The following is a 24,269-nucleotide window of genomic DNA, read 5'->3' as shown; positions in this document are numbered from 1 at the left end:
CTACTTCGAGGTTTGGATCGCGTCGAACACGCTGGGGTCCAACAGCGTCGACGTGTCACCGAGCTCGCGGTTTTCGGCGACGTCACGCAGCAGGCGGCGCATGATCTTGCCGCTGCGCGTCTTGGGCAGCTCGGGCACCACGTGAACCTCCCGTGGCTTCGCGATCGGCGAAATCTCCCGGGACACCTCGACACGCAGCTCGTCGACGATCCCGTCGTGCACCTGAAAGTCGGCGCATAGGACGACGAACGCGCAGATGGCCTGGCCGGTGGTTTGATCGGTCACCCCGACGACGGCCGCCTCCGCCACCGCGCCGTGGCCGACCAGTGCTGACTCCACCTCGGCGGTCGAGAGCCGATGCCCCGACACGTTCATCACGTCGTCGATGCGGCCCACCACCCAGATGGCGCCTTCGGAGTCGTAGTAGGCGCTGTCGCCGGCGAAGTACCAGCCCTGCTCGGCGAACCTGGACCAGTAGGTCTCGACGTACCGTTCGGGGTCACCCCAGATGCCGCGCAGCATGGACGGCCACGGTTGGTCCAGGACCAGGTACCCGCTGACGTGTTCGCCCTTGTCGTTCCCGAACGGTAGCTGGTCGCCGTGGTCGTCGACGATCCTGGCCGAGATGCCCGGCAGCGGCCGCATGGCCGAACCGGGTTTGGCCGCGGCCACGCCGGGCAGCGGGGTGATCATCGCCGAGCCCGTCTCGGTCTGCCACCAGGTGTCGACGACGGGCAGCCTGTCCGCGCCGATCACCTTGCGGTACCAGCGCCACGCCTCGGGGTTGATCGGTTCGCCCACCGAACCCAGCAGCCGCAGGCTGGACAGGTCGTGCGCGTCGGGGATCTCGCGGCCCCACTTCATGAACGTGCGGATGAGCGTGGGCGCCGTGTAATAGATTGTGACACCGTACTTTTCGATGATCTCGAAATGGCGGTGCTGGGTCGGCGTGTCCGGCGTGCCCTCGTAGAGAACCTCGGTGGCCCCATTCGACAGCGGGCCGTAGACACCGTAGGTGTGCCCGGTGACCCAGCCGATGTCGGCCGTGCACCAGAACACGTCCGTCTCGGGCTTGAGATCGAAGACGTAGTAGTGCGTGTAGGAGGTCTGGGCCAGGTAGCCGCCACTGGTGTGCACGATGCCCTTGGGCTTGCCCGTGGTGCCGGAGGTGTACAGCAGGAACAGCGGCTGCTCGGCGTCGAAGGGCTGCGGCGTGTGTTCGGGCGACGCGGAGCCGACGACGTCGTCCCACCACAGGTCGCGATCGTCGTTCCACGACACGTCGATTCCGGTGCGCCGCACCACCAGGACCCGCTCCACCGGGCTCGGGCCGTCTGGGCCATCGGCCACGGCCTCGTCGGCCGCGTCCTTGAGCGGCGCCGGCTTGCCGCGGCGGAACTGCCCGTCGCTGGTGATCAGCAACTTGGCCTGGGCGTCGGCGATGCGGGCCCGCAGCGCCTTGGCGGTGAAACCGGCGAAAACGAGGCTGTGCATGATGCCCAGCCGGGCGCAGGCCAGCATCGCTATCACCGCTTCGGGGATCAACGGCAGATAGATCGCGACGCGGTCGCCGGCGACCAGGCCGAGGTCGGTCAGCGCGTTGGCGGCCCTGCACACCTCGGCCTGTAGATCGGAATAGGTCAGGCTGCGGCTGTCGCCGGGCTCGCCCTCCCAGTGGATGGCGACGCGGTCGCCATGGCCGGCCTCCACGTGGCGGTCGACGCAGTTGTAGGCGACGTTGAGCTTGCCGTCGGCGAACCACTTGGAAAACGGCGCCTGCGACCAATCCAGCACCTCGGTGAACGGCGTCGCCCAGGAGAGCCGATTGGCCTGTTTGGCCCAGAAGGCCAGGCGGTCCTCGTCGGCCTCGCGGTAGAGCTCCTCGCCCGCATTGGCCTGCTCGGCGAACGCGGGTGGCGGGGGATACGACGACGGGCCTACGGCGTCGGTGGCGGTCACTGGCTTCCTCCTAGTGTCGAGGCTCGTCAATCGTGAGAGAGCCTAGCCCCACAAGGTGAAAAGCGACGCGGCGAATAGACGTCGAAGCGCGCCCCCATGGCGGATAATCACCGGTGTGCCGGGCCGCGGGCGGGTCATCCGCCGACTGATTCCCAGCTTCGCCGCGGCCGCAACGGGTTACGCGGCCACCGCCATGCTGGGATCAGCGGCGTGGGCCATGCCGACCGAAACCGCCGACGAGCCGACCCCGTGCTGGTCGGACCGGATCGCCATCACCGCTTCGCCGACTCAAGCCGCCGTGGGGCACCGCGCGGCCACGCTGGTGTTCAGCCTCGCCGGCGGGGCGGAGCCCTGCACGTTGACCGGCTATCCCGGCGTCGACTCGGGTTCGGGCGGTCCGCTCATTCACGCCCAGCCCACGCTGCGCGGCTACATGGGCGGCCTGCCGGGCGGCGCCGACGTGCCGCCCACCGTCATCCTGTCCCTGTCCAGCCAGGCGCAGGCCGTCGTCGAGGGAATGGCCATCGACGCCAACGGCGATCCATGCCCCACCTATACCGAGCTGCTGGTCAACCCGCCGGACACGACCGTGGTGCTGAGCGTGCCGGCCACGATCGACGCCTGCGGGCTGCAGGTGCACCCCGTCACGCCGGTCTGAGAGACGCACCGGCACTTCAGCGGCCCCGCGCCGTGGCAGGCCCTAAGGTCGGGTGTCATGCGTCGGATGCGGGCCCCGCACGGCTTGATTGCCGTTGCGGCCGTCTGGCTTCTGGCGGCCGCGTCACTCACGGGTTGTGGCGGCGGTGCGCTGAGCCCCGAGTCGGTGGTCGTGAACGGTGGAGAACCGCCCAACCCGCTGATCCCGACCGGCACGAACGACAGCCTCGGAGGGCGGATCCTGGATCGGCTGTTCGCCGGTTTGGTGTCCTATGACGCCGCCGGCAAACCGTCGCCGGAGGTGGCCCAGTCCATCGATTCCACCGACAACGTCAACTACCGAATCATTCTCAAACCCGGCTGGAAGTTCACCGACGGCTCGCCGGTGACGGCCCATTCGTTCGTCGACGCGTGGAACTACGGAGCACTGAGTACCAATGCCCAACTGCAACAGAGCGTTTTCAGCCCGATCGTCGGGTACGACGAGGTCGCCGGCCTGACTAAAGACGGAAAGCCGGCCCGGACCACGATGTCCGGGCTCCAGGTGGTCAATGATCTCGAGTTCCATGTGCGGCTCAAGGCGCCGACCGTCGACTTCACGTTGCGGCTGGGACACAATGCGTTCTACCCGTTGCCGGGCATGGCTTTTCGGGACATGGCCGCGTTCGGCCGCCACCCGGTCGGCAACGGCCCGTACGAGTTGGCGGACGGTCCCGACGGGCCGGCCTGGGAACACAACGTCAAGATCGATTTGAAGCCCAACCCCGACTACCACGGCAATCGCCAACCCCGCAACAGGGGCTTGAGGTTCGAGTTCTACGGCAACCTGGACACCGCCTATGCCGACCTGCTGTCCGGCAATCTCGATGTGCTGGACACGATTCCGTCCAGCGCGCTGACAATCTACCGGCGCGACCTGGGTGGCAACACCGCCAGTGGGCCCGTCGCGGTCAGCCAATCCCTCGACACGCCGTTGCGGCTACCGCATTTCGGGGGTGAGGAAGGTCGACTGCGCCGCTTGGCGATATCGGCGGCCATCAACCGGCCGCAGATCTGTCAGCAGATCTTCAACGGCACCCGCAGCCCGGCCCGCGATTTCACCGCCAGCTCGTTGCCCGGATTCGACCGGAACATCCCGGGCAACGACGCATTGGACTTCAACCCCGAACGGGCACACCAACTCTGGGCGCAAGCCAACGCGATCTCGCCGTGGAGCGGGCGGTACGCGATCGCCTACAACGCCGACAGCGGCCATCAAGAGTGGGTGGACGCGGTGGCCAACAGCATCAAGAACGTGCTGGGAATCGATGCCGTCGGCGCGCCGCAACCCACGTTCGCGGGTTTCCGTACCCAGATCACCAACCGCACCATCCAGACCGCGTTCCGCGCTGGCTGGATCGGCGATTACCCGTCGATGATCGAGTTCCTGGCCCCGCTGTACGCCACCGGCGCGGGGTCCAATGACGTTGGATACTCGAGCCGGGAGTTCGACGCCGCGCTGGCCGCCGCCGAGGCAGCACCCAACCTGCAGCAAGCGGATGTGCTGGTCAACGAGGCCCAACGAATCCTGCTGCGCGACATGCCCGCTGTGCCGCTGTGGTACTACATCGCGGTGTTCGGATGGTCGCCTCAGGTCAGCGGCGTCAAACTCACCTGGAACGGTATGCCCGACTACGAAAACATCGTCAAGGGCTAGGACATGGGTTGGTACATCGCGCGCCGGGTCGCCGTCATGGTGCCCGTTTTCCTCGGCGCCACCTTGCTGATCTACGGCATGGTGTTCCTGTTGCCGGGCGACCCGGTGGCCGCGATCGCCGGGGACCGGCCGCTGACGCCCGAGGTCGCCGCGCAACTGCGGGCCCGCTACCACCTCGACGATCCGTTCATCGTGCAGTACCTGCGTTACCTCGGCGGCGTGCTGCACGGCGACTTGGGCCGGTCCTATTCCGGGCTACCGGTGAGCGATGTTCTGGCGCATGCGTTTCCGGTGACGCTGCGGCTGGCGCTGATCGCCCTGGCCGTCGAGGCGGTGCTGGGCATCGGCTTCGGGGTGATCGCCGGCCTGCGCACGGGCGGGGTCTTCGATGCGGGCGTGCTGATCGCCGGGCTCGTCATAATCGCGGTCCCCATCTTCGTCCTGGGCTTCCTGGCGCAGTTCGTCTTCGGGGTAAAGCTGGGCATCGCGCCGGTCACGGTGGGGGAGCGCTCGACGTTCGGGCGCCTGCTGCTGCCGGGCATCGTGCTGGGTTCGGTGTCGTTCGCCTACGTGGTGCGGTTGACCCGCTCCGCGGTGGCCGCCAACGCGCACGCCGACTATGTGCGCACCGCTACCGCCAAGGGGTTGTCCCGGCCGCGCGTGGTGATGGTGCACATCCTGCGCAATTCGCTGATCCCGGTGGTGACCTTCCTGGGGGCCGACCTGGGCGCGCTGATGGGCGGAGCCATTGTGACGGAAGGCATTTTCAATATCCACGGCGTCGGCGGTGTGCTGTATCAGGCCGTCACCCGGCAGGAGGCGCCGACCGTGGTGTCGATCGTGACCGTGCTGGTGCTGATCTATCTGGTCACCAATCTGGCGGTGGACCTGCTGTATGCCGCGCTGGACCCGAGGATCCGGTATGGCTGAGCGAAATGGCTTCTGGCGCGACACCTGGCGCGGGTTGCGCGGGCGCCCGAAGTTCCTCATCGCCGGCGTGCTGATCCTGATCATCGTTGCCGTCGCGATGTTTCCGGCGTTGTTCACCGGGGCCGATCCCAGCTACGCCGATCCCGCCCAGAGCCTGCTTCCGCCGTCGCGCGCGCACTGGTTCGGCACCGACCTGCAGGGCCACGACGTCTACGCCCGCACCGTCTACGGCGCGCGCGCCTCGGTCACCGTCGGCGTGGGGGCCGCCCTGCTCGTGTTCGTGATCGGCGGCGCGCTCGGCGCGCTGGCCGGCTTCTACGGCGGATGGATCGACGCGGTGGTCTCCCGCGTCAGCGACGTCTTCTTCGGCTTGCCGCTGTTGCTGGCCGCCATCGTGCTCATGCAGGTTGTGCACCACCGCACGGTGTGGACCGTGATCACCATCCTCGCCTTGTTCGGCTGGCCGCAGGTGGCCCGCATCGCGCGGGGATCGGTCCTTGCGGTGCGCGCCAGCGAGTACGTGCTCGCCGCCAGGGCCTTGGGGCTGAGCCGTTTTCAGATATTGCTGCGCCACGCGGTGCCCAACGCGCTGGGCCCGGTCATCGCGGTGGCCACCATCGCCCTGGGGGTTTTCATCGTCACCGAGGCCACGCTGTCCTACCTGGGCGTGGGACTGCCGACCACGGTGGTGTCCTGGGGCGGTGACATCAACCTCGCCCAGACGCGGCTGCGGGCGGGCTCGCCCATCCTGTTCTATCCCGCCGGCGCACTCGCGACCACGGTGCTGGCCTTCATGGTGATGGGCGACGCGTTGCGCGACGCCCTGGATCCGGCGTCCCGGGCGTGGCGGCCGTGAGCGTCAGACCGCTGCTGGCCATCGAGGGCCTCAACGTCAGCTTCGGCGATCAGCCCGCCGTCCGAGGTGTCGATCTCACCGTCCTGCCCGGCGACACCGTCGCGGTGGTGGGCGAGTCGGGCTCGGGGAAAACGACCACGGCGGCCGCGATATTGGGTCTGCTTCCTCCAGGCGGGCGGATCACCGCCGGGCGCATCGTCTTCGACGGATCCGACATCGCCGGGGCCGACCTCCGGACGCTGCGCGCGATCAGGGGCCGTGAGATCGGCTACATACCCCAGGACCCGATGACCAACCTCAACCCCGTCTGGAAGGTCGGATTCCAGGTCTCGGAAGCCTTGCGGGCCAACACCGCCGACCGTCGGACGCGTCGACGGGCGGTGGAGTTGCTGGGCCAGGCGGGCATGCCGGACCCGGCGAAACAGGCGGGCCGCTATCCGCATCAGTTGTCCGGCGGCATGTGCCAGCGGGCGCTGATCGCGATCGGGTTGGCGGGCCGGCCGCGGCTGCTCATCGCCGACGAGCCGACGTCGGCGCTCGACGTCACCGTGCAGCGGCAGGTGCTCGACCATCTGCAGGGGCTCACCGCGGAACTGGGCACCGCGCTGCTGCTGATCACCCACGACCTGGCGCTGGCCGCCGAACGCGCCGAGTCCGTTGTCGTCATGCGAGAGGGAGCCGTGGTGGAATCCGGTGCGGCGCATTCGATCTTGCGTGACCCGCAACACGAGTACACCCGGCGGCTGGTGGCCGCGGCGCCGTCGCTGACCCTCGGCAGCCCGGCCCGGCCGCGTCCGACAAAGCCTGGGGCGTCCGACGATATCCTCGTCGCTTCGGAGCTGACCAAGGTTTACCGCGAGTCCCGCGGGGCGCCGTGGCGTCGAGCGGAATCCGTTGCTGTCGAGGGGGTTTCGTTTCGGCTGCGGCGGGCGAGCACCCTGGCCATCGCCGGGGAATCGGGCTCGGGCAAATCCACGCTGGCGCGGATGGTGCTCGGGCTCTTGCCGCCCAGTTCGGGCACCGTCGTTTTCGACGGCACCCGCATCGACGCCGCGCTGAACCCCGATCAGCAATTGGCCTTCCGGCGGCGGGTGCAGCCGGTATTCCAAAACCCCTACAGCAGCCTGGATCCCATGTACACGGTCTTTCGCGCCATCGAGGAACCGCTGCGCATTCACCGCGTCGGCGACCGGGCCCAGCGCGAGCGCGCGGTGCGCGACCTCGTCGACCAGGTGGCGCTGCCGTCGTCGGTGCTGGGGCGGCTGCCCCGCGAGCTGTCGGGTGGCCAACGCCAGCGGGTGGCGATCGCTCGGGCGCTGGCGTTGCGGCCCGACGTGCTGGTGTGCGACGAGGCGGTCTCCGCGCTCGACGTCCTGGTGCAGGCGCAGATTTTGGATTTGCTCGCCGGCCTGCAGGCCGGGCTGGGCCTCACCTACCTGTTCATCAGCCACGACCTGGCGGTGATCCGGCAGATCGCCGACGACGTCTTGGTGATGCGCGCCGGCCGAGTGGTGGAACAGGCCACCACGGAGGAGCTGTTCACCCGGCCCCGCCACGAATACACGCGCCAGCTGCTGGAGGCCATTCCGCGAGCGCGGGCGAAGCCCGGATAGGTTGGCAACCTGTGACGGCTGATCCCCTGGCTCCGCTGATGGAGTTGCCGGGCGTCGCCGAGGCCAGCGACCGGGCCCGCGACGCTCTGGGCCGCGCGCATCGCCACCGGGCCAACCTGCGCGGCTGGCCGGTGACCGCCGCCGAGGCGGCGTTGCGGGCCGCCCGCGCCTCGTCGGTGCTGGACGGCGGCCCTGTGCGGCTGGAAGACCTCGCGGACGCGGGGGCCGTCAGCGACCCGGTGTTCGGCGGGGCCCTGCGGGTGGCCCAGGCACTGGAGGGCGGCGAGGGTCCCCTGGTCGGGATTTGGCGGCGGGCACCGCTGCAGGCGCTGGCCCGGCTGCACGTGCTGGCGGCGGCCGACCAGGTCGACGAGGAGCGGCTGGGCCGACCCCGCGCCGATGCCGGCGTCGGGCCGCGGCTGGAGTTGCTGGCGGAGTTGGTGAGCGGTGGCACCCAGGCGCCGGCACCGGTGATCGCCGCGGTCGCGCACGGCGAGCTGCTGACGCTGCGGCCGTTCGGCAGCGCGGACGGCGTGGTTGCCCGTGCGGTGTCGCGGTTGGTGACCATCGCCAGCGGGCTCGATCCACACGGATTGGGTGTGCCCGAGGTGAGTTGGATGCGCCAGCCCGCCGACTACCGCGACGCCGCCCAGGGCTTCGCCGGAGGCACGGCGGAGGGGGTGGGTGGCTGGCTGCTGTTGTGCTGCCGGGCGCTGCGAGCCGGCGCGCAGGAGGCTCTGACGATCGCGGAGTCGATGTCGAATCGGTAGCTGAATCGATAGCCGGGGCGGGACAGAACGTCACCGGACAATGCAAAGCGGGCGACGACCCGAAGTATTCGGTCCGCCGCCCGCTAACACGGAACTCGGTTACCATGCGTGCATTTCGGGGCTGCGTGGGTTGGCCTCGGCGATCTTGCGACGCTTCCGGTTGCAACCCCACCCAAAGGGCCGTCGACACCGTCCACAATTCGCAATTACGCAGGCCCGCAACACTTCTGCCATTATCGCGGCTATGACTCCGCGTGGGTGCCGAGCACCGTGCTGGGCGCCCGGGTCGGGAGATCGAACCTTCTCTTCCGGATCGACCTAGGCCTCACCGGGCTTCCGTGGTTCCTTTGTACTACTAGTCCCTTAGCGCAGCAAGGCCCAATTTTGCAAAAGTTGCGAAGCGATGCCCGGATGTGTTTGCTGCGTATCGCCCCGCCGGTTCGCAGAAGGCTTCCTAGAAGGTGAAGCGGCGCAACAACGTATAGGTGACCGCGCCGGCGGCCAGCGCGCTGACCCCCACCGCGGCAGTGGTCGCGATCGCGGCACCCGACGGCGCCGGGATGCGGTCCCGCAGCGACACCGGCCGGGAGAACGACAGCACGGGCCAACCACGCTCGACGGCCTCCCTGCGCAATCCGCGGTCGGGATTCACCACGCTGGGGTGGCCGACGGCGTCGAGCATCGGCAGGTCGGTGATCGAGTCGGAATAGGCGTAGCAGTGCTCCAGCAGGTAGCCCTCCCGGGCGGCCAGCTCGCGGATCGCTTGCACCTTGCCCTCGCCGTAGCAGTAGAACGCTATCTCGCCGGTGTACCGGCCGTCCTCGACGACCATGCGGGTCGCCATCGCATGCGTGGCGCCGAGCGCGCGGGCGATCGGCGCCACGATTTCCTCACCGGAGGCGGAGACCACGACCACGTCGCGGCCGCACAACTTGTGCGCGGCGATCAGGTCCGCGGCTTCGGCGAAAACCAGCGGGGTCACGATGTCGTGCAGCGTTTCATTGACGATCGACTTGACCTGTTCGACGTCCCAACCGGTGCACATGTTGGTCATGTGGGCGCGCATCCGGTCCATCTGGTCATGATCAGCACCGGAGAGCAGATAGATGAACTGTGCATAGCTGGACTTGAGCACGGCACGGCGGTTCAGCAGTCCCTGGTTGAAGAACGGTTTGCTGAACGCCAGCGTGCTGGACTTGGCGATGATCGTCTTGTCCAGGTCGAAGAAGGCCGCGGTGCGGGGCCGGGGAGCGGTGGCCGCCGCCGTGTGCTGCTCCGCGGCCGGGTCGAAGACGGTCACCGGCCCAGCATAGGTCGGTCGCGAGGCGGCGCTGCGACCTTGGGCCCGAAATGGCCGCTCAGCTAACTGGGACCGGCGGTCTCACCAGTGTTTTTGCGGCTCAACGTGTTCTTTCATAGAAAGAGCTATTGCGTTACCGCGGCTTGTCATGTGTATAGTAAGCATTACTCGGCCTGAGCCGAGGGTGTATCAGCCCGACCCCCCGGGGCTGATACACGACGACCCTCGCCTCCTCCCCCCCTGGCGGGGGTCGTCCCTTTTCTGGGGTCAGTTTCGCTCCTCCCGGACCGCGTAGCGCGGCCGCTCGGGTGGTTGCGGACCCTCCGTCTTCGGCGCGTCGGCTGACGTGTTTGTGCACACTCGGGTCCCCATCCACAAATCCGCACTTTGGGACTGGTGTCCCAACATCGCGGGCCCGCAGAGTGGGTGCGTGAGTAACACCTCAGAGGCAAAACCGGCGGCTTCCACGGGCGTGTTGGCCGTGCTGGCGGACCCGGAACTGCGCCGGGAATTGGAGCGCGTCGCCGCGGCCGTCGGGGTCCGGGTGGTCCACGCTGGCGGTGCCGTGAGTCGCAAGGCGTGGTCGGCGGCCGCGGCCGTGGTGCTGGATGATGCGGCGGCCGACCGGTCCGCGAGGGCGGCGCTACCGCGTCGCCCTCGCGTCACCGTGCTGGCGGCGGCAGACCCGACGGCCGCGACGTGGGCGGCGGCCGTCGCGGTCGGGGCCGAGCGGGTGCTGCGGCTGCCCGAGCGGGAGCGCGACTTGGTCGGCGCGCTCGCCGAGGCCGCCGAGTCGTCGCCCGACGACGGGTCGCGTGGCGAAGTCGTCGCCGTCATCGGCGGGTGCGGCGGGGCGGGCGCGTCCTCGCTGGCGGTGGCGCTGGCACAGGCCGTCGCCGCCGACGCGCTGTTGGTGGACCTCGACCCGTGGGCCGGCGGGATCGATCTACTGCTGGGCGCCGAGACCGCACCCGGCCTGCGCTGGCCGGACCTGGCGCTCGAGGGCGGCCGGCTCAACTGGTCGGCCGTGTGTGCGGCGTTGCCGCGACACCGGGGAGTCAGCGTGCTGTCCGGCACCCGGCGCGGATACGAGTTGGCGGCCGACCCGGTGCACGCCATCGTCGATGCCGGGCGCCGCGGCGCCGTCACGGTGGTCTGCGACCTGCCGCGCCGTCTCACCGATGCGACGCAAGCCGCGCTCGATGCGGCCGACCTCGTCGTCGTGGTCAGCCGCTGCGATGTGCCCGCGTGTGCCGCGACGGGTGCGCTGGCTCCTGTGTTGGCCGCCGTCAACCCGAACGTGGGGTTGGTGGTGCGGGGGCCCTCGCCGGGAGGGTTGCGGGCAGCCGAGGTCGCCGAGATCACCGGGCTCCCGTTGCTGGCGTCCATGAAGGCGGAGCCGCAAGTCGCCGAGCAGCTGGAGCGCGGCGGGCTGCGGCTCGGACGGCGATCCGCACTCGCGGTGGCGGCCCGCCGGGTGCTCGCCGTGCTGCCCCGCGCGTCGTCGCAGCCGGCCCGAAACGGCAGGGCCGCATGAGCGGTTCGCTGATCGACCGCGTACGCGAGCGCCTGGCCGCCGAATCCGCCCCGCCGGGGTCTCCGCTGGGTCCGAACGTCGTGGCCGCCGCCATCCGGGCCGAGTCCGGCGGGATGCTCGGTGACACCGAGGTGCTGGCCCATCTCCGGGTGCTGCAGACCGAGCTGACGGGCGCTGGCATCCTCGAGCCGTTGTTGCGCGCGGACGGCACCACCGACGTGTTGGTCACCGCGCCCGATGCGGTGTGGGTCGACGACGGGAACGGCCTGCGGCGCACGCAGCTTCGGTTCGCCGACGAGGCGGCGGTGCGGCGCCTGGCGCAGCGGCTGGCGCTGGCCGCGGGTCGGCGCCTGGATGACGCGCAACCGTGGGTGGACGGTCAGCTGACCGGGATCGGCGCCGGTTTCGTGGTGCGATTGCATGCGGTGCTGCCGCCGGTGGCGGCCGGCGGCACGTGCTTGTCACTGCGGGTGCTGCGCCCGGCCAGTCAGGACCTGGCGACCCTGACCGCGGCGGGCGCTTTGACGCCCGAGGCCGCCGCCCTGATCGCGGACATCATCGCCGCCCGGCTGGCCTTCCTGGTGTGCGGCGGAACGGGCGCCGGCAAGACGACCTTGCTCGCGGCGATGCTCGGCGCCGTGGCGCCCACCGAGCGGATCGTGTGCGTCGAAGACGCCGCCGAGCTGGCGCCCCGGCATCCGCACCTGGTGAAGCTGGTCGCGCGGTGCGCCAATGTGGAAGGCGTCGGCGAAGTCCCGGTGCGCCAGCTCGTTCGCCAAGCCCTGCGGATGCGGCCCGACCGCATCGTGGTCGGCGAGGTGCGGGGCGCCGAGGTAGTGGATCTGCTGGCGGCGCTGAACACGGGGCACGACGGGGGAGCGGGCACCGTGCACGCGAACAACCCGGCCGAGGTTCCCGCCCGGCTGGAGGCGCTGGGCACGCTGGGCGGTCTCGATCGTGCGGCGCTGCACAGCCAACTTGCCGCGGCCGTGCAGGTGTTGTTGCACGTCGCACGGGACCGCACCGGGCGGCGCCGGCTCGGCGAAATCGCCGTGCTGCGCCAGGTTGCCGGGCGGGTGCGGGCGGTCACGGTGTGGCGTGCCGACGGGGGCATGACCGACGACGCGGGACTCCTGCATCGCTTGCTGCAAAGCCGGATGCCGGCATGAACGGCCCCATGGCCGGCGCACTGCTGTTGGCGCTGGCGCTCCTCGTCCTCGGGCCGTCACCGCGGCGCCGCCTCGCGCCGCTGGCGGCAAACCATCGGTGGCGCCGGATCGCCGGACCGCGTGGGCCGGCCTGCCTTGCGGCGGGGGTGGCGGTTACCGCCGCCGTGCTGCTGCCGCTGACAACGGTGCTGGCCGCCGTGGTCGTCGCCGCGACCGCGAGCCTGCGCTATCGCCGCCGCCGCCGCACCCGCTATGCCCTGCGCGAGGGGCAGGCGCTGGAAGGCGCACTCGACGTGCTCGTCGGCGAACTGCGCGTCGGCTCCCATCCGGTGCGCGCCTTCGGCGTGGCCGCCGGCGAAACCGCCGGTGCGGTTGCGGAGTCGTTGCGCGCGGTCGCGGCGCGCGCCGGGTTGGGGGCCGACGTCGCGGCCGGGCTACGCGCCGCGGCGAAATCGTCGACCATGCCGGCGCATTGGGATCGCCTCGCGCTGTGCTGGCAACTGGCCAGCGACCACGGGCTGGCGATAGCCACCCTGATGCGCGCCGCGCAACGCGACATCGCCGAGCGGCAACGGTTTTCGGCGCGGGTGACGTCGAGCATGGCCGGCGCGCGCGCAACCGCGACGATCCTGGCGGGCCTGCCGGCGCTGGGCGTGCTACTGGGCCAACTGATCGGCGCCCGGCCGCTGGCCTTTCTGCTCAACGGGCACGCCGGGGGATGGCTGCTGGTCGTCGGCTCGACCCTGGCGTGCGTGGGCCTGTTGTGGGCCGACCGCATCACCGATCGGCTCGAATCGTGAGCACGGCGGCGGTGTTGCTGGCCTTGGCCGCGTGGATCGGCCCGGGCCCATCGCTGGTGCGGTCGCGGGCGCGGATACCGGTCCGCGAGCACCGGGCCCGTGCGGTGCAGGGGCCGGCGCGAGGCCCCGATCCGTTGGCGGTCGCATCCTGTCTCGACGTGCTGGCCGTGTGCCTGGGGGCGGGCATGGCGGTCGCCACCGCCGCGGCTGCCGCCGCACCGTCCGCACCGCCGACGTTGGCGCGGGTCCTGCGGCGCGCGGCAGACCTGCTGGCGCTGGGCGCGGATCCCGTCGTCGCCTGGACGGCCACGCCGGGCCTACGGGCCGACTCGGCCGACGCGCAGGTCGAGGCGTTGCTGCGGCTGGCCCGGCGTTCGGCGGCCTCGGGGGCGGCGCTGGCCGAGGGCATCGCCGAATTGGCCGACCAGTCACGTCACGACGCCGCGCACGCGGCCACCGCCGCCGCCGAGCGCGCCGGGGTGCTGATCGCCGGACCGCTCGGGTTGTGCTTCTTGCCCGCGTTCGTGTGTCTGGGGATCGTTCCCGTGGTGGCAGGGCTCGCCGGTGACGTCTTGCAATCGGGATTATGGTGAGGGGAAGGGAAAGCATTGCTACACAACATATTTCGGGTATTCGTCGCGCGCGTGACGGTCTTGGCGGCCGACGAGTCGGGCATGTCGACGGTCGAGTACGCCATCGGCACCATCGCGGCGGCCGCCTTCGGCGCCATCCTGTACACCGTCGTGACCGGCGATTCCGTCGTGTCGGCGCTGACCAACGTCATCGGTCGCGCGCTCAACACCAAGGTCTAGCCGGCAGTGCCGGTGCCAGCACCGTGGAGGCGGCGCTTGGCATCGCCACGCTGGTCGTCGTGCTCATGCTGTGTCTGGCCGGTGTCACCGCGGTGTCGATGCAGGTCCGCTGCGTGGACGCCGCCCGCGAGGCCGCCCGGCTGGCCGCCCGCGGCGACCAACGCTCGGCACTGGGCGCGGCTCGCCGCATCGCACCTGTCGGCGCGCGGGTCGAGGTGCACCGCGACGGCGAGTTCCTGGTGGCCACCGTCGTCGCGCAGTCGAAGTTGTTGCCGGCGATCGACATTGGGGCCAAAGCGGTTTCGGCGGCGGAGCCTTCGGGATGATCGGGGCTCGGCCACCCTGGTCGCCGCGTGGATGGCGGCGGTGTTGCTGTGCGTCACGGGGGCCGGGGCGTACCTCGGCTCGGTGGTGGTGGCACGTCATCGCGCGCAGGCGGCCGCCGACCTGGCCGCGCTGGCCGCCGCGGCCCGGCTACCGTCCGGAGCCGCAGCGGCCTGCGCCCGCGCGGCGGCGGTGGCCCGCGAGATGCGGACCGATGCCAGTTGCGCGGTGGACGATCTCGACGTCGTCGTCACGGTCCGGGTGGCGGTGTTCGGCGGTGTGGCGAGCGCCGCCGCGCGGGCGGGCCCGGCGCTGAACTAGGCCGTCGGGTCGGGGCCACCCGCCAGCCCCGCGGCGGCGAGTTCCTCCGCGGAGGGCAACCGCAGCGAGACCAGCCCGGCGTAGGCGTCCGGTTCGAGTTCCACCCTGTTGACGGTGACGTGCACCGGCACCCAATCGTCGTTATTGCCGGGCATGCGCAGCACCCGGCTGGTGGCGCCGTTGGCGAATTCCTCTGTCATCGAGGACACCAGGTGCTGGTCGTCGGGGTGAACCCTCGGCTTGCCGGTCTCACTACCGCGCCAGTCGTAGAAGGTGCACGGCTCGTCCAGCCATTTGAGCAGGGCCCAGTTCTTGAGGTCGATCAGCGCGCGGTGGACGCCGGCCTGGGCGAGCCCGCTGAGGATCCGTTGCGCCAGATCGTCCGTCGACACCCCCGGGCCCTTGAGCTCGGCCCGCCAGTTGATGGCCCGCGCGACCAGGTGTTCCCGGCCGTCGGGCCCGGTTTCCAGGCCGGTGCGCGCGACGAAACCGATCCGCATCGGATTGCCCTGCCAGTCGGTGAGATCCCATGTGCTGCAAATGGTTTGATCCGGCTTGGCCTTGACGGCCATGGCGAGCACCTTGGTCTCGTTGGGATTGAGCTCGCGCGAGGGGAGGTCTTCCGCGAAGGCCCTGCCGAAGGTGACTTCCACCTCGGGGTTCTTTCCGCTGTTCACCAACGACTCCCGGGTGTCGGTGGCGACGCCCTGGGTCAGGTCCCACTTCAGCGGCCCCGGGATCGGCCGCTCGGGCGGTTCGATGTCGGCCGGACCGGTCCACACGTGCACGCCGTGGATATAGCCGTCGGACATCACCACCGGTTCGGTGCGAATGACGCGGTCGCGCTTGGGAGTGATGCTGGTCAAGGCCTGCCCGGTCTGCACCGACTCGGCGATCGCCGTCCGAACCGCGGAGAGATAGGGGCTGCGGCGCATGAACGTGGTGATCGGGACGAGATTCTTCAGCTGGCGTCCCTGCGCGACCACGGTGGGTTCACCCCCCAGCGTCTCCACGAGCAACCAGTCGTGGGCCATGCCGTCGATTTTACGGCGAGAAGCCGAACTGTCGTGACCTCGGGCCTAACGGCCATGCCGGAACCGGCCGTGCAAGACCGTAACCCTCTCTGCGCCAACACCTTCGGGTGACAAGGACGGCCCCACCGGATGCCAACGAAGTTGCGGTCTCGGAAGCTTGCTACGCCGCCGCAGCCGGGCCGCCAACCGCTCACCGACGCGTCGTCATCCGCCGGGTCCTTCAGCGCGCGGCAACTCCCCCAGGACCAGTTGCAACACCCGCACTGCGCCCGCCTTGTCGAGCGGGTCGTTGCCGTTGCCGCATTTGGGGGACTGCACGCAGGACGGACATCCCCGGGGGCACTCACATGCCTCGATGGCCGCGGCCGTCGCCGCCAACCAGGTACGCACCCGGCGATATCCGCGTTCGGCGAACCCGGCGCCGCCCGGATAGCCGTCGTATACGAAGACACTGGGCAGGCCGCCGGGTTCGGGTCCCACCGCGGTGGACAGACCGCCGATGTCGCCGCGATCGCAGCTGGCCACCAACGGCAGCAGGCCGATCGCCGCGTGCTCGGCGGCGTGCAGCGAGCCGGGGATCCGCGGTGCGTCAATACCCTTGCGCAGCAACGCTTCTTCGGTGATGGTGTACATCACCGCGGTGGTCGCGAGCGTCTGCTCCGGCATGTCGAGCTCGATGAAGTCGATCACCTCTCCCGAAAGCCGGCGGCGCAGATACCCCACCACGCGGTGGGTGACGCTGACCGGCACCAAACCCAGGGTGACCGGCCCCAATTGCGAGCGCTCGCCGGTGCCGGTGACGGCGATGTCGGTGATTTCCCGCGCGAACGTGGCGTAGCCGGGGTCCTCGGCGTGCACGAAGGCGATCGCATCCTCGAGGTCCAACGAGTCGACGACGTAGCTCTCCCCTTGGTGCAGATAGACGGCGCCCGGGTGGATCGACGCCGGGGCCTGACCGACCCCGGTGCTGCCCAGCAGCCGCCCGGTGTCGGCCTCGACGATGACGATCTGACCGCCCGCCGACCCCCGGATGTCCACCGCCCCATGCGGTTCCAGGCCGGCCGCGGGAAAGTACTTGCCGCTGCGGCGCCGCAGCAGCCCGTCGTCTACCAGGCCCCCGGCCACCTCGGTGGCGCCGAAGTCACGCACCTCGGCTTCGTCGAGTGGCATTTCGGTCGCGGCGCAAAGCAATTGGGGACCAAGAATGTAGGGGTTGGCGGGGTCGATCACCACCCGCTCGACCGGCTTGCCCAGCAGCGCGGCGGGGTTGTGGACCAGGTACGTGTCCAGCGGGTCGTCGCGGGCGATCAGCACGACGAGCGCGCCCTGCCCGCGGCGGCCCGACCGGCCGGCCTGCTGCCAGAACGAGGCGACCGTCCCGGGGAACCCGGCGAGCACCACCGCGTCCAGCCCGGCGATGTCGACGCCCAACTCCAGGGCGTTCGTGGTGGCCAGGCCGCGCAGCCGGCCCTCCGCCAGCGCGCGCTCCAGCGCGGTGCGGTCCTCGGCGAGATAGCCGGCCCGATACGACGCCACCTTGCCGGCGAGCTCCGGGGCGATGTCGTCGAGCCGCGCTTGGGAGCCCAGCGCGGTCAACTCCGCGGCGCGGCGCGACCGCACGAACGTCAGCGTCTGCGCCCCCTCGGCGATCAGGTCGGCCATCACCCGCGCCGCCTCCGCGCCGGCCGAGCGGCGCACCGGCGCGCCGTTCTCGCCGAGCAGGTCGGTCCGCAGCGCCGGCTCCCACAACGCCACCGTCCGGGCGCCCTGCGGCGAACCGTCCTCGGTGACCTCCTCGACGGGAAGGCCGATGAGCTCGGCGGCCGTCGCACCCGGTGCATCCGTCGTCGCGCTGGCGAAGATCACCGTGGGCGAGGACGAGTATCGCGCGCACAGCCGCAGCAGCCGGCGCAGCACCATCGCCACGTTGGAGCCGAAAACGCCGCGGTAGTAATGGCATTCGTCGACAATCACGAACCGAAGGCCCCGCAACAGCACGGCCCAGCGGGCATGGTTGCGCAGAATCGACAAATGGATCATGTCGGGATTGGAGAACAGCCACCGGGAACGTTCGCGCGCGAAGCGGCGGACCTCCGGGGGGCTGTCGCCGTCGTAGGCGGTGGGCGCGACGTCGTGCAGGCGCGGGATGGCCGTGGTCAGCGCGTGCGCGGCGCGCAACTGGTCGTGGCCCAGCGCCTTGGTGGGGGACAGGTACAGCACCCGGGCGCGCGGATCGGTGGCCAGCGCATTGAGGACGGGAAGCTGATAGGCCAGTGACTTGCCCGACGCGGTCCCGGTGCTCACCACGACATGGCGGCCGGCGTGAGCCAATTCCGCGGCCGCCGACTGGTGTGACCAGGGGGAATGGATGCCGCGGTCGGTGAACGCGCGCACCACGTCGGGCTCGGCCCACGCCGGCCAGCTATGCGGGCGGCCGCTTCGCGGCGGCAGCTCGGCGACGTGGCGCAGCGGGTGCTCGTCGGCGTCGGCACCGGCGAGCGCGGCGGCGAGCAGGCCGCTGCCGAAACTCGCCATTCGCACCCTCCTGGGACCCGGCTGAGATTGCGTCCAAGGCGCAAGTCTGTCGCGGAAGCGATGAACATGGTTGACTATTTGCGGTCGCAGCTTCTGTGTTCGTGTCAAACTTTCGCAGGATCGACGTTGCGGCCGCGGTTCCTGCGAGGTTAATCGGTCGGGTGAAGTTCCGGCGACTGAGCGAGGTATGGCGGTCGTACGAGGCCCGGGGCATCGAAAGGCGATGCCCCGCACCCAGAAGAAAAGGAAAGATCGAGAGATGCCACAGGGAACTGTGAAGTGGTTCAACGCGGAGAAGGGCTTCGGGTTCATTGCCCCCGAAGACGGTTCCGCCGACGTGTTTGTCCACTACACGGAGATCCAGGGTTCGGGCTTCCGCACCCTCGAAGAAAACCAGAAGGTCGAGTTCGAAATCGGCCACAGCCCTAAGGGCCCCCAGGCCACCGGAGTCCGCTCCGTCTAAGGACGAGCCGAAATCTCCACGGACCCCCCTGCAGTCCCGCCCAGCGGGCCCGCCGGGGGGTTTTCGTATTGGGTCCGGCTCGCGAAACCGCCGCCGCGCCGATTGCCTCAGGACGCGGATGCTCGGCCTGGCCTACTGTCGGTGGCGTGAGCCAGCTCTCCTTCTTCACAGCGGAGTCGGTGCCGCCCGCGGCCGCCGATCTCTCCGGGGTGCTGGCGGCGTCCGGTCAGATCGTCATGGTCACCGGCCCGCAGGCGCAGGGCGCGCGGCTCTCCGTGGTGGTCGATCTGCCCTGGCGCGCCGCCGCGCTGGCCGAGATGATCCACGAGGCGGGGCTGGAACCCGAGATCGGCCGGACCGACGAGGACACGCCGTTGGTGCGGACGGCGGTCACCCCCACCTTGGTGAGTCTGGCCACCGAATGGACGCGCGGCGCGGTCAAGACGGTGCCGCCGCGGTGGCTGCCCGGGCCGCGTGAATTGCGGGCGTGGACGCTGGCGGCCGGTCACCCGGAGGGCGACCATTACCTGTTGGGCCTGGATCCGCACGCGCCCGATACCCATTCCCCGCTGGCGTCGGCTTTGATGCGGGTGGGAATCGCACCGACATTGATCGGCACCCGCGGCGGCCGCCCGGCGCTGCGGATCAGCGGCCGTCGCCGACTGTCGCGCCTGGTAGAGAACGTGGGCGACGCCCCCGACGGAGTTGACGCGTCATCGGCGTGGCCGCGGGTATAACCGCAGAAAAGGATTTGTCTTTCGGACGCCCGGTTTGCGCAGTCGCGCCCAAGGGTGCGAAATTGTCAGGTGCCCGAGGGCGAAGGAACGCTGGCGTATCTGAATTTCCGCGGAATTTTTGACGCCGGCCTGTCATTCTTCTGCGGGGCGGCCTCGCAGGGGGGCCGAGAGCAAGGATGGAGCGTAAGCGTAGTTGGCCGACCCGAATCTCAAGGACCGCGAAAGCGGCCGGGCTGGGAGCCGCAGGCGACTCGTCATCGTCGAGTCGCCCACCAAGGCGCGCAAATTGGCCGGCTACCTGGGCTCCAGCTACATCGTCGAATCCTCTCGCGGCCACATCCGCGACCTGCCCCGCGCCGCGGCCGACGTGCCGGCGAAGTACAAATCGGAGCCGTGGGCAAGGCTCGGTGTCAACGTCGACCACGACTTCGAACCGCTCTACATCATCAGCCCGGAGAAGAAGAGCACCGTCAGCGAACTGAAGGGCCTGCTCAAAGGCGTCGACGAGCTCTATCTGGCCACGGATGGTGACCGGGAGGGCGAGGCCATCGCCTGGCACCTATTGGAGACCCTGAAGCCGAACATCCCGGTCAAGCGGATGGTGTTCCACGAGATCACCGAGCCGGCCATCCTCGAGGCCGCCGAGAACCCCCGTGACCTCGACATCGATCTGGTCGACGCGCAGGAAACCCGCCGCATCCTGGACCGGCTGTACGGCTACGAGGTCAGCCCGGTGCTGTGGAAGAAGGTCGCGCCCAAGCTGTCGGCCGGCCGGGTCCAGTCCGTGGCCACGCGCATCATCGTGCAGCGGGAACGCGACCGGATGGCGTTCCGCAGCGCCTCGTACTGGGATATCGTCGCCCAGCTGGACGCCAGCGTGTCCGACCCGACCGCCCAGCCGCCCACTTTCACCGCCCGGCTGACGAACGTCGACGGCCTGCGCGTGGCCACCGGCCGCGATTTCGACTCGCTGGGCCAGCTGCGCAAGGCCGACGAGGTGACGGTGCTGGACGAGTCCCAGGCGACCGAGCTGGCCGCCGGGCTGCGCGGGACCCAGCTGTCCGTGGCCTCGGTGGAGGAAAAGCCCTACACCCGCCGGCCCTACGCGCCGTTCATGACGTCGACGCTGCAGCAGGAGGCCGGCCGCAAGCTGCGGTTCTCCTCGGAGCGCACCATGAGCATCGCCCAGCGGCTCTACGAGAACGGCTACATCACTTATATGCGTACCGACTCGACGACGCTGTCGCAGTCGGCCATCAACGCCGCCCGCACGCAGGCGCGTCAGCTCTACGGCGAGGAGTACGTCTCGCCGTCGCCGCGGCAGTACACCCGCAAGGTGAAGAACGCCCAGGAGGCGCACGAGGCCATCCGGCCCGCCGGCGAGACGTTCGCCACCCCGGACGCGGTGCGCCGCGAGCTCGACGGCGACGAATTCCGGCTCTACGAGCTGATCTGGCAGCGCACCGTGGCCTCGCAGATGGCCGACGCGCGCGGCACCACGCTCAGCCTGCGGATCAATGGTCGATCCGGAGAAAGGCAGGTGGTGTTCTCCGCGAGCGGTCGCACCATCACGTTCGCTGGGTTCTTGAAGGCCTACGTCGAGACCGTCGACGAATTGGCCGGCGGCGAGGCGGATGACGCCGAGAGCCGGCTGCCGCACTTGACGCAGGGCCAGCGGCTGGACGCCATCGAGCTCACCCCCGACGGCCACGCCACCAACCCACCGGCGCGCTACACCGAGGCGTCGCTGGTCAAGGCGCTCGAGGAGTTGGGCATCGGCCGCCCCTCGACGTACTCGTCGATCATCAAGACCATCCAGGACCGCGGCTACGTGCACAAGAAGGGCAGCGCCCTGGTGCCGTCGTGGGTCGCGTTCGCCGTAACCGGTTTGCTCGAGCGGCATTTCGGCCGGCTCGTCGACTACGGCTTCACCGCCGCGATGGAAGACGAGCTCGACGCGATCGCCTCGGGGCAGGAGCGGCGCACCGACTGGCTCAACCGCTTCTACTTCGGCGGCGACCACGGAGTGGCCGATTCGGTGGCGCGCTCCGGGGGCCTCAAGAAGCTGGTCGGGGTCAACCTGGAAGGCATCGACGCCCGAGAAGTCAACTCCATCAAGCTGTTTGACGACGAGCAGGGTCGCCCCGTGTACGTCCGGGTGGGCAAGAACGGGCCTTACCTGGAACGCATGGTGGCAGGCGATGAGGGCGAGCTCGTGCCGCAGCGCGCCAACCTCAACGACTCGCTGACCCCCGACGAGCTGACGCTGGGAGTGGCCGAGCAGCTGTTCGCCACCCCGCAAGAGGGGCGCTCGTTGGGCGTCGACCCGGAAACCGGTCACGAGATCGTCGCCAAGGACGGCCGCTACGGGCCGTACGTGACCGAGGTACTGCCGCCGCCGCCCGACGAGGAGGAGGGCGGTGCCCCGGCCAAGAAGGGGAAGAAGCCGACCGGGCCCAAACCCAGAACCGGCTCGCTGCTGCGCAGCATGGACCTGGAAACCGTCACCCTCGAGGACGCGCTGAAACTGCTGTCGCTGCCCCGGGTGGTCGGCGTCGACCCGCAGACCGGTGAGGAGATCACCGCGCAGAACGGCCGGTACGGCCCATACCTGAAGCGCGGCACCGATTCTCGTTCGCTGGCCACCGAGGACCAGATCTTCGAGATCACGCTCGACGAGGCGCTCAAGATCTACGCCGAGCCCAAACGCCGCGGCAGGCAGGCCGCCGCCGCGCCGCCGTTGCGTGAGCTGGGCGCCGACCCGGCGACCGGCAAGCCGATGGTGATCAAGGATGGCCGGTTCGGGCCCTACGTCACCGACGGTGAGACCAACGCCAGCCTGCGCAAGGGCGACGACGTCTTGTCGATCACCGACGAGCGCGCCGCCGAACTGCTGGCCGACCGGCGGGCGCGGGGTCCGGTGAAGCGTCCCGCGAAGAAGGCCGCCCGCAAGAAGGCCCCGGCCAAGAAGGCCGCCAAGCGCAGTTAGTAGCCGGGGCCGATCGCCTCGCTGTGCACCTCTTCGGGGGCCCGTGCGTGCTGGGAGTCCGGGGCTCCGGCCAGCTTCACCGGCCGAGCCAATTGGGTGGGGGCGGTGCGCCCGCGCAGCTCGACCACCTCGCCCACATCCCAGCACAACGCCTCGGCGTCCAGGGCGCCGCTGACCGCGATCGCCGACGCCAGCACGTGGCCGGGCTCGAGTTTGGCCAGCTCGGTCAGCCGGGCGGCCTCGTTGACCGGGTCGCCGATCACCGTGTACTCGAAGCGGGCCTGCGCGCCGATGTGCCCGGCGATCGCCCTGCCCGCCGACACCCCGATCCCGAACTCCGCGGACCCGATCACCGGGAGCAGCTCGTCGTGCAGCTCGCGGGCCGCGGCGAGCGCGCCACCCGAAGCGTCGGGGTGTTCGATCGGCGCACCGAAGATGGCCAGCGCGGCGTCGCCCTGGAATTTGTTGACGAAACCGCCGTACCTGCCGACGGTTTCGACCACCACCCGGAAGAACTCGTTGAGCAGGTGGACCACCTCGGCGGGCGGCCGGGTCGCGGCGAGCTTGGTGGAGCCGACCAGGTCGACGAACAGGACCGCGACGTGGCGCTCCTGGCCGCCCAACTCGGTGCCGCGCTCCAGGGCCCGGCGGGCCACGTCTTCACCGACGTAGCGACCGAACAGGTCACGCAGCCGCTGCCGCTCGGACAAGTCGCGCACCATGTCGTTGAAGCCGGCCTGCAGCAGGCCCAGCTCGCTGGCGTCGTAGATCTGCATGTGCGCGTTGTAGTTTCCGCGCTGCACCTCCGACAGCGCCCAGCGCAGCTGACGCAGCGGGTCGGCGATCGACATGGCCACCAGCAGGGTGCTGACGAAGCCGATGCCCAACGCAGCCAGCGCCAGCAACAGGATGGGGGTGAACAGCTTCTCCGGCGTGGCATGCAGCAGGGACGCCTTGTCCGCCACCACCGACAGCACGATGGCCAGCACCGGGACGGCGGTGGACAGCATCCACGTCAGGATCTGGCGGAGGATGACACCGGGCGCCTTGACGTTCTCGGGCACCCCACTGCGCAGCGCGGCCACCGCCACCGGGCGCAGCACCCGCTCGGACTGCAGGTAGCCGATGATCGAGGTGGCCGCGGCGCCCAGCCCGGTGGCGACGGCCACGACGGGCGCGGCGAACCGGGCCACCGACCAGCTGGCGATGATGAACACCACGCCGCCGATGCACCAGACCACCATGCTGGTGACCGTGCGATAGAAGGGCATCCGCAACGCCCGGCTGCGGGCCAGCTCGGTGGCGGCGGGGTCGGCCTCGGCGAGCAGGTTGTCGCGGCGCTGCCACCGGAAGACCGGCATCAGCAGCTTCAGGCTCACCATCGAGGCGACGACGAACAGGACGACCAACGCGGTGGCGAAGATCGCCAGGTTCAGCACCGGCAGATCCTGCAGCTGGATCCGATCCTCGGGGGGCAGCGCGTAGCGCAGGAAGCCGAGCACGAAGAGGGCGCCGATGATGTCGGCCTGCAGCATGCTCAGCAAGAACAGCGGCCACGGGGTACGCACCACCCACCGGACGAATCCGCCGATTCGCCCGGGCAGTGCTGCCGGTGTTGCCACGATCCCACCGTATCGGTCAGCAGGGACTTGTCGGAAACTTACAACGCTCTTCCCGCGCCGCCCACCCGGGCCGTTAAGGAGGGGCAATGTAACGGGATCGTCGCGATACGGTGGCCGGCCGGTATCTGTCGGCGGTGGTGGCTAC

At 69.9% G+C, this 24,269-nt stretch carries 21 protein-coding genes; 16 read left to right on the top strand and 5 right to left on the bottom strand.

Annotated elements, in window-relative coordinates; all coding sequences use genetic code 11:
• Positions 1-1,959 (bottom strand): acetate--CoA ligase, encoded by a 1,959-nt coding sequence (gene acs / locus KXD96_RS01490; protein ID WP_260742532.1) that lies wholly within the window; start codon positions 1,957-1,959, stop codon positions 1-3.
• Positions 1,960-2,074: 115 nt separating this feature from the next.
• Between acs and KXD96_RS01485 the strand changes: the two genes are divergently transcribed.
• From KXD96_RS01485 to KXD96_RS01460, 6 genes are read left to right on the top strand one after another with little or no spacing between them, the layout of a single operon-like run.
• On the top strand, positions 2,075-2,617 hold the full coding sequence (locus KXD96_RS01485) for a DUF4232 domain-containing protein (protein WP_260742531.1): 543 nt from the start codon (positions 2,075-2,077) through the stop codon (positions 2,615-2,617).
• A gap of 57 nt (positions 2,618-2,674) precedes the next feature.
• Positions 2,675-4,312, top strand: a complete 1,638-nt coding sequence (locus tag KXD96_RS01480) for an ABC transporter substrate-binding protein (RefSeq protein WP_396877742.1) — start codon at positions 2,675-2,677, stop codon at positions 4,310-4,312.
• A 3-nt stretch (positions 4,313-4,315) separates the two neighbouring features.
• Positions 4,316-5,242: an ABC transporter permease gene (locus KXD96_RS01475; protein WP_260742529.1), complete on the top strand. Its 927-nt coding sequence runs from the start codon at positions 4,316-4,318 to the stop codon at positions 5,240-5,242.
• Positions 5,235-6,098, top strand: coding sequence for an ABC transporter permease (locus KXD96_RS01470; protein ID WP_260742528.1), 864 nt, complete (start codon positions 5,235-5,237; stop codon positions 6,096-6,098). Before KXD96_RS01475 ends, KXD96_RS01470 begins: the two co-directional genes overlap by 8 nt.
• Positions 6,086-7,711 (top strand): ABC transporter ATP-binding protein, encoded by a 1,626-nt coding sequence (locus KXD96_RS01465; RefSeq protein WP_260742527.1) that lies wholly within the window; start codon positions 6,086-6,088, stop codon positions 7,709-7,711. Before KXD96_RS01470 ends, KXD96_RS01465 begins: the two co-directional genes overlap by 13 nt.
• 11 nt (positions 7,712-7,722) lie before the next feature.
• The gene (locus KXD96_RS01460; RefSeq protein ID WP_260742526.1) at positions 7,723-8,481 is read left to right on the top strand and encodes an oxidoreductase; all 759 of its coding nucleotides are present in this window, start codon (positions 7,723-7,725) and stop codon (positions 8,479-8,481) included.
• Positions 8,482-8,935: 454 nt separating this feature from the next.
• Here the strand turns inward: KXD96_RS01460 and KXD96_RS01455 are convergent, their stop codons facing one another.
• Positions 8,936-9,781 carry an HAD-IB family hydrolase gene (locus tag KXD96_RS01455; RefSeq protein WP_260742525.1) on the bottom strand — a complete coding sequence of 282 codons (846 nt, stop codon included), beginning with the start codon at positions 9,779-9,781 and terminating at the stop codon, positions 8,936-8,938.
• Positions 9,782-10,262: 481 nt separating this feature from the next.
• Between KXD96_RS01455 and ssd the strand changes: the two genes are divergently transcribed.
• Genes ssd through KXD96_RS01420 form a run of 7 tightly spaced genes read left to right on the top strand, consistent with a single transcriptional unit; the run spans position 10,263 to position 14,744 of the window.
• Complete coding sequence (gene ssd, locus KXD96_RS01450; protein WP_260745582.1) at positions 10,263-11,318, top strand: septum site-determining protein Ssd; 1,056 nt, start codon at positions 10,263-10,265, stop codon at positions 11,316-11,318.
• Complete coding sequence (locus KXD96_RS01445) at positions 11,315-12,487, top strand: TadA family conjugal transfer-associated ATPase (protein WP_260742524.1); 1,173 nt, start codon at positions 11,315-11,317, stop codon at positions 12,485-12,487. Before ssd ends, KXD96_RS01445 begins: the two co-directional genes overlap by 4 nt.
• Complete coding sequence (locus tag KXD96_RS01440) at positions 12,484-13,287, top strand: type II secretion system F family protein (protein ID WP_260742523.1); 804 nt, start codon at positions 12,484-12,486, stop codon at positions 13,285-13,287. Before KXD96_RS01445 ends, KXD96_RS01440 begins: the two co-directional genes overlap by 4 nt.
• Positions 13,284-13,880, top strand: coding sequence for a type II secretion system F family protein (locus KXD96_RS01435; protein WP_260742522.1), 597 nt, complete (start codon positions 13,284-13,286; stop codon positions 13,878-13,880). Before KXD96_RS01440 ends, KXD96_RS01435 begins: the two co-directional genes overlap by 4 nt.
• Before the next feature lie 15 nt (positions 13,881-13,895).
• On the top strand, positions 13,896-14,099 hold the full coding sequence (locus KXD96_RS01430; RefSeq protein WP_260742521.1) for a DUF4244 domain-containing protein: 204 nt from the start codon (positions 13,896-13,898) through the stop codon (positions 14,097-14,099).
• A gap of 23 nt (positions 14,100-14,122) precedes the next feature.
• Positions 14,123-14,425 carry a TadE family type IV pilus minor pilin gene (locus KXD96_RS01425; protein WP_260742520.1) on the top strand — a complete coding sequence of 101 codons (303 nt, stop codon included), beginning with the start codon at positions 14,123-14,125 and terminating at the stop codon, positions 14,423-14,425.
• A 31-nt stretch (positions 14,426-14,456) separates the two neighbouring features.
• The gene (locus KXD96_RS01420; protein WP_313901609.1) at positions 14,457-14,744 is read left to right on the top strand and encodes an Rv3654c family TadE-like protein; all 288 of its coding nucleotides are present in this window, start codon (positions 14,457-14,459) and stop codon (positions 14,742-14,744) included.
• On the opposite strand, the gene KXD96_RS01415 is transcribed toward KXD96_RS01420, so the two are convergent.
• Together KXD96_RS01415 and KXD96_RS01410 are read right to left on the bottom strand one after the other, a co-directional pair.
• Positions 14,741-15,778, bottom strand: a complete 1,038-nt coding sequence (locus tag KXD96_RS01415; RefSeq protein ID WP_260742519.1) for a PAS domain-containing protein — start codon at positions 15,776-15,778, stop codon at positions 14,741-14,743. The two genes, KXD96_RS01420 and KXD96_RS01415, sit on opposite strands and share 4 nt — an antisense overlap.
• 204 nt (positions 15,779-15,982) lie before the next feature.
• A complete protein-coding gene (locus tag KXD96_RS01410; protein ID WP_260742518.1) occupies positions 15,983-18,313 on the bottom strand; it encodes a DEAD/DEAH box helicase in 2,331 nt (776 codons plus the stop codon).
• Positions 18,314-18,572: 259 nt separating this feature from the next.
• On the opposite strand from KXD96_RS01410, the gene cspA reads away from it, so the two are divergent.
• The 3 genes from cspA to topA all read left to right on the top strand — a co-directional run bounded on the left by cspA (position 18,573) and on the right by topA (position 22,502).
• A complete protein-coding gene (gene cspA / locus KXD96_RS01405) occupies positions 18,573-18,776 on the top strand; it encodes a cold shock protein CspA (RefSeq protein WP_007166602.1) in 204 nt (67 codons plus the stop codon).
• Positions 18,777-18,922: 146 nt separating this feature from the next.
• A complete protein-coding gene (locus KXD96_RS01400; RefSeq protein WP_260742517.1) occupies positions 18,923-19,513 on the top strand; it encodes a hypothetical protein in 591 nt (196 codons plus the stop codon).
• Positions 19,514-19,706: 193 nt separating this feature from the next.
• Positions 19,707-22,502 (top strand): type I DNA topoisomerase, encoded by a 2,796-nt coding sequence (gene topA / locus KXD96_RS01395; RefSeq protein ID WP_260742516.1) that lies wholly within the window; start codon positions 19,707-19,709, stop codon positions 22,500-22,502.
• On the opposite strand, the gene KXD96_RS01390 is transcribed toward topA, so the two are convergent.
• Complete coding sequence (locus tag KXD96_RS01390) at positions 22,499-24,211, bottom strand: adenylate/guanylate cyclase domain-containing protein (RefSeq protein WP_260742515.1); 1,713 nt, start codon at positions 24,209-24,211, stop codon at positions 22,499-22,501. The genes topA and KXD96_RS01390 overlap by 4 nt on opposite strands.
• Positions 24,212-24,269 lie beyond the last annotated feature (58 nt).

This window comes from Mycobacterium sp. SMC-2 (assembly GCF_025263485.1).
Lineage (GTDB): Bacteria > Actinomycetota > Actinomycetes > Mycobacteriales > Mycobacteriaceae > Mycobacterium.
This window is presented reverse-complemented; position numbering and strand designations above follow the sequence as displayed.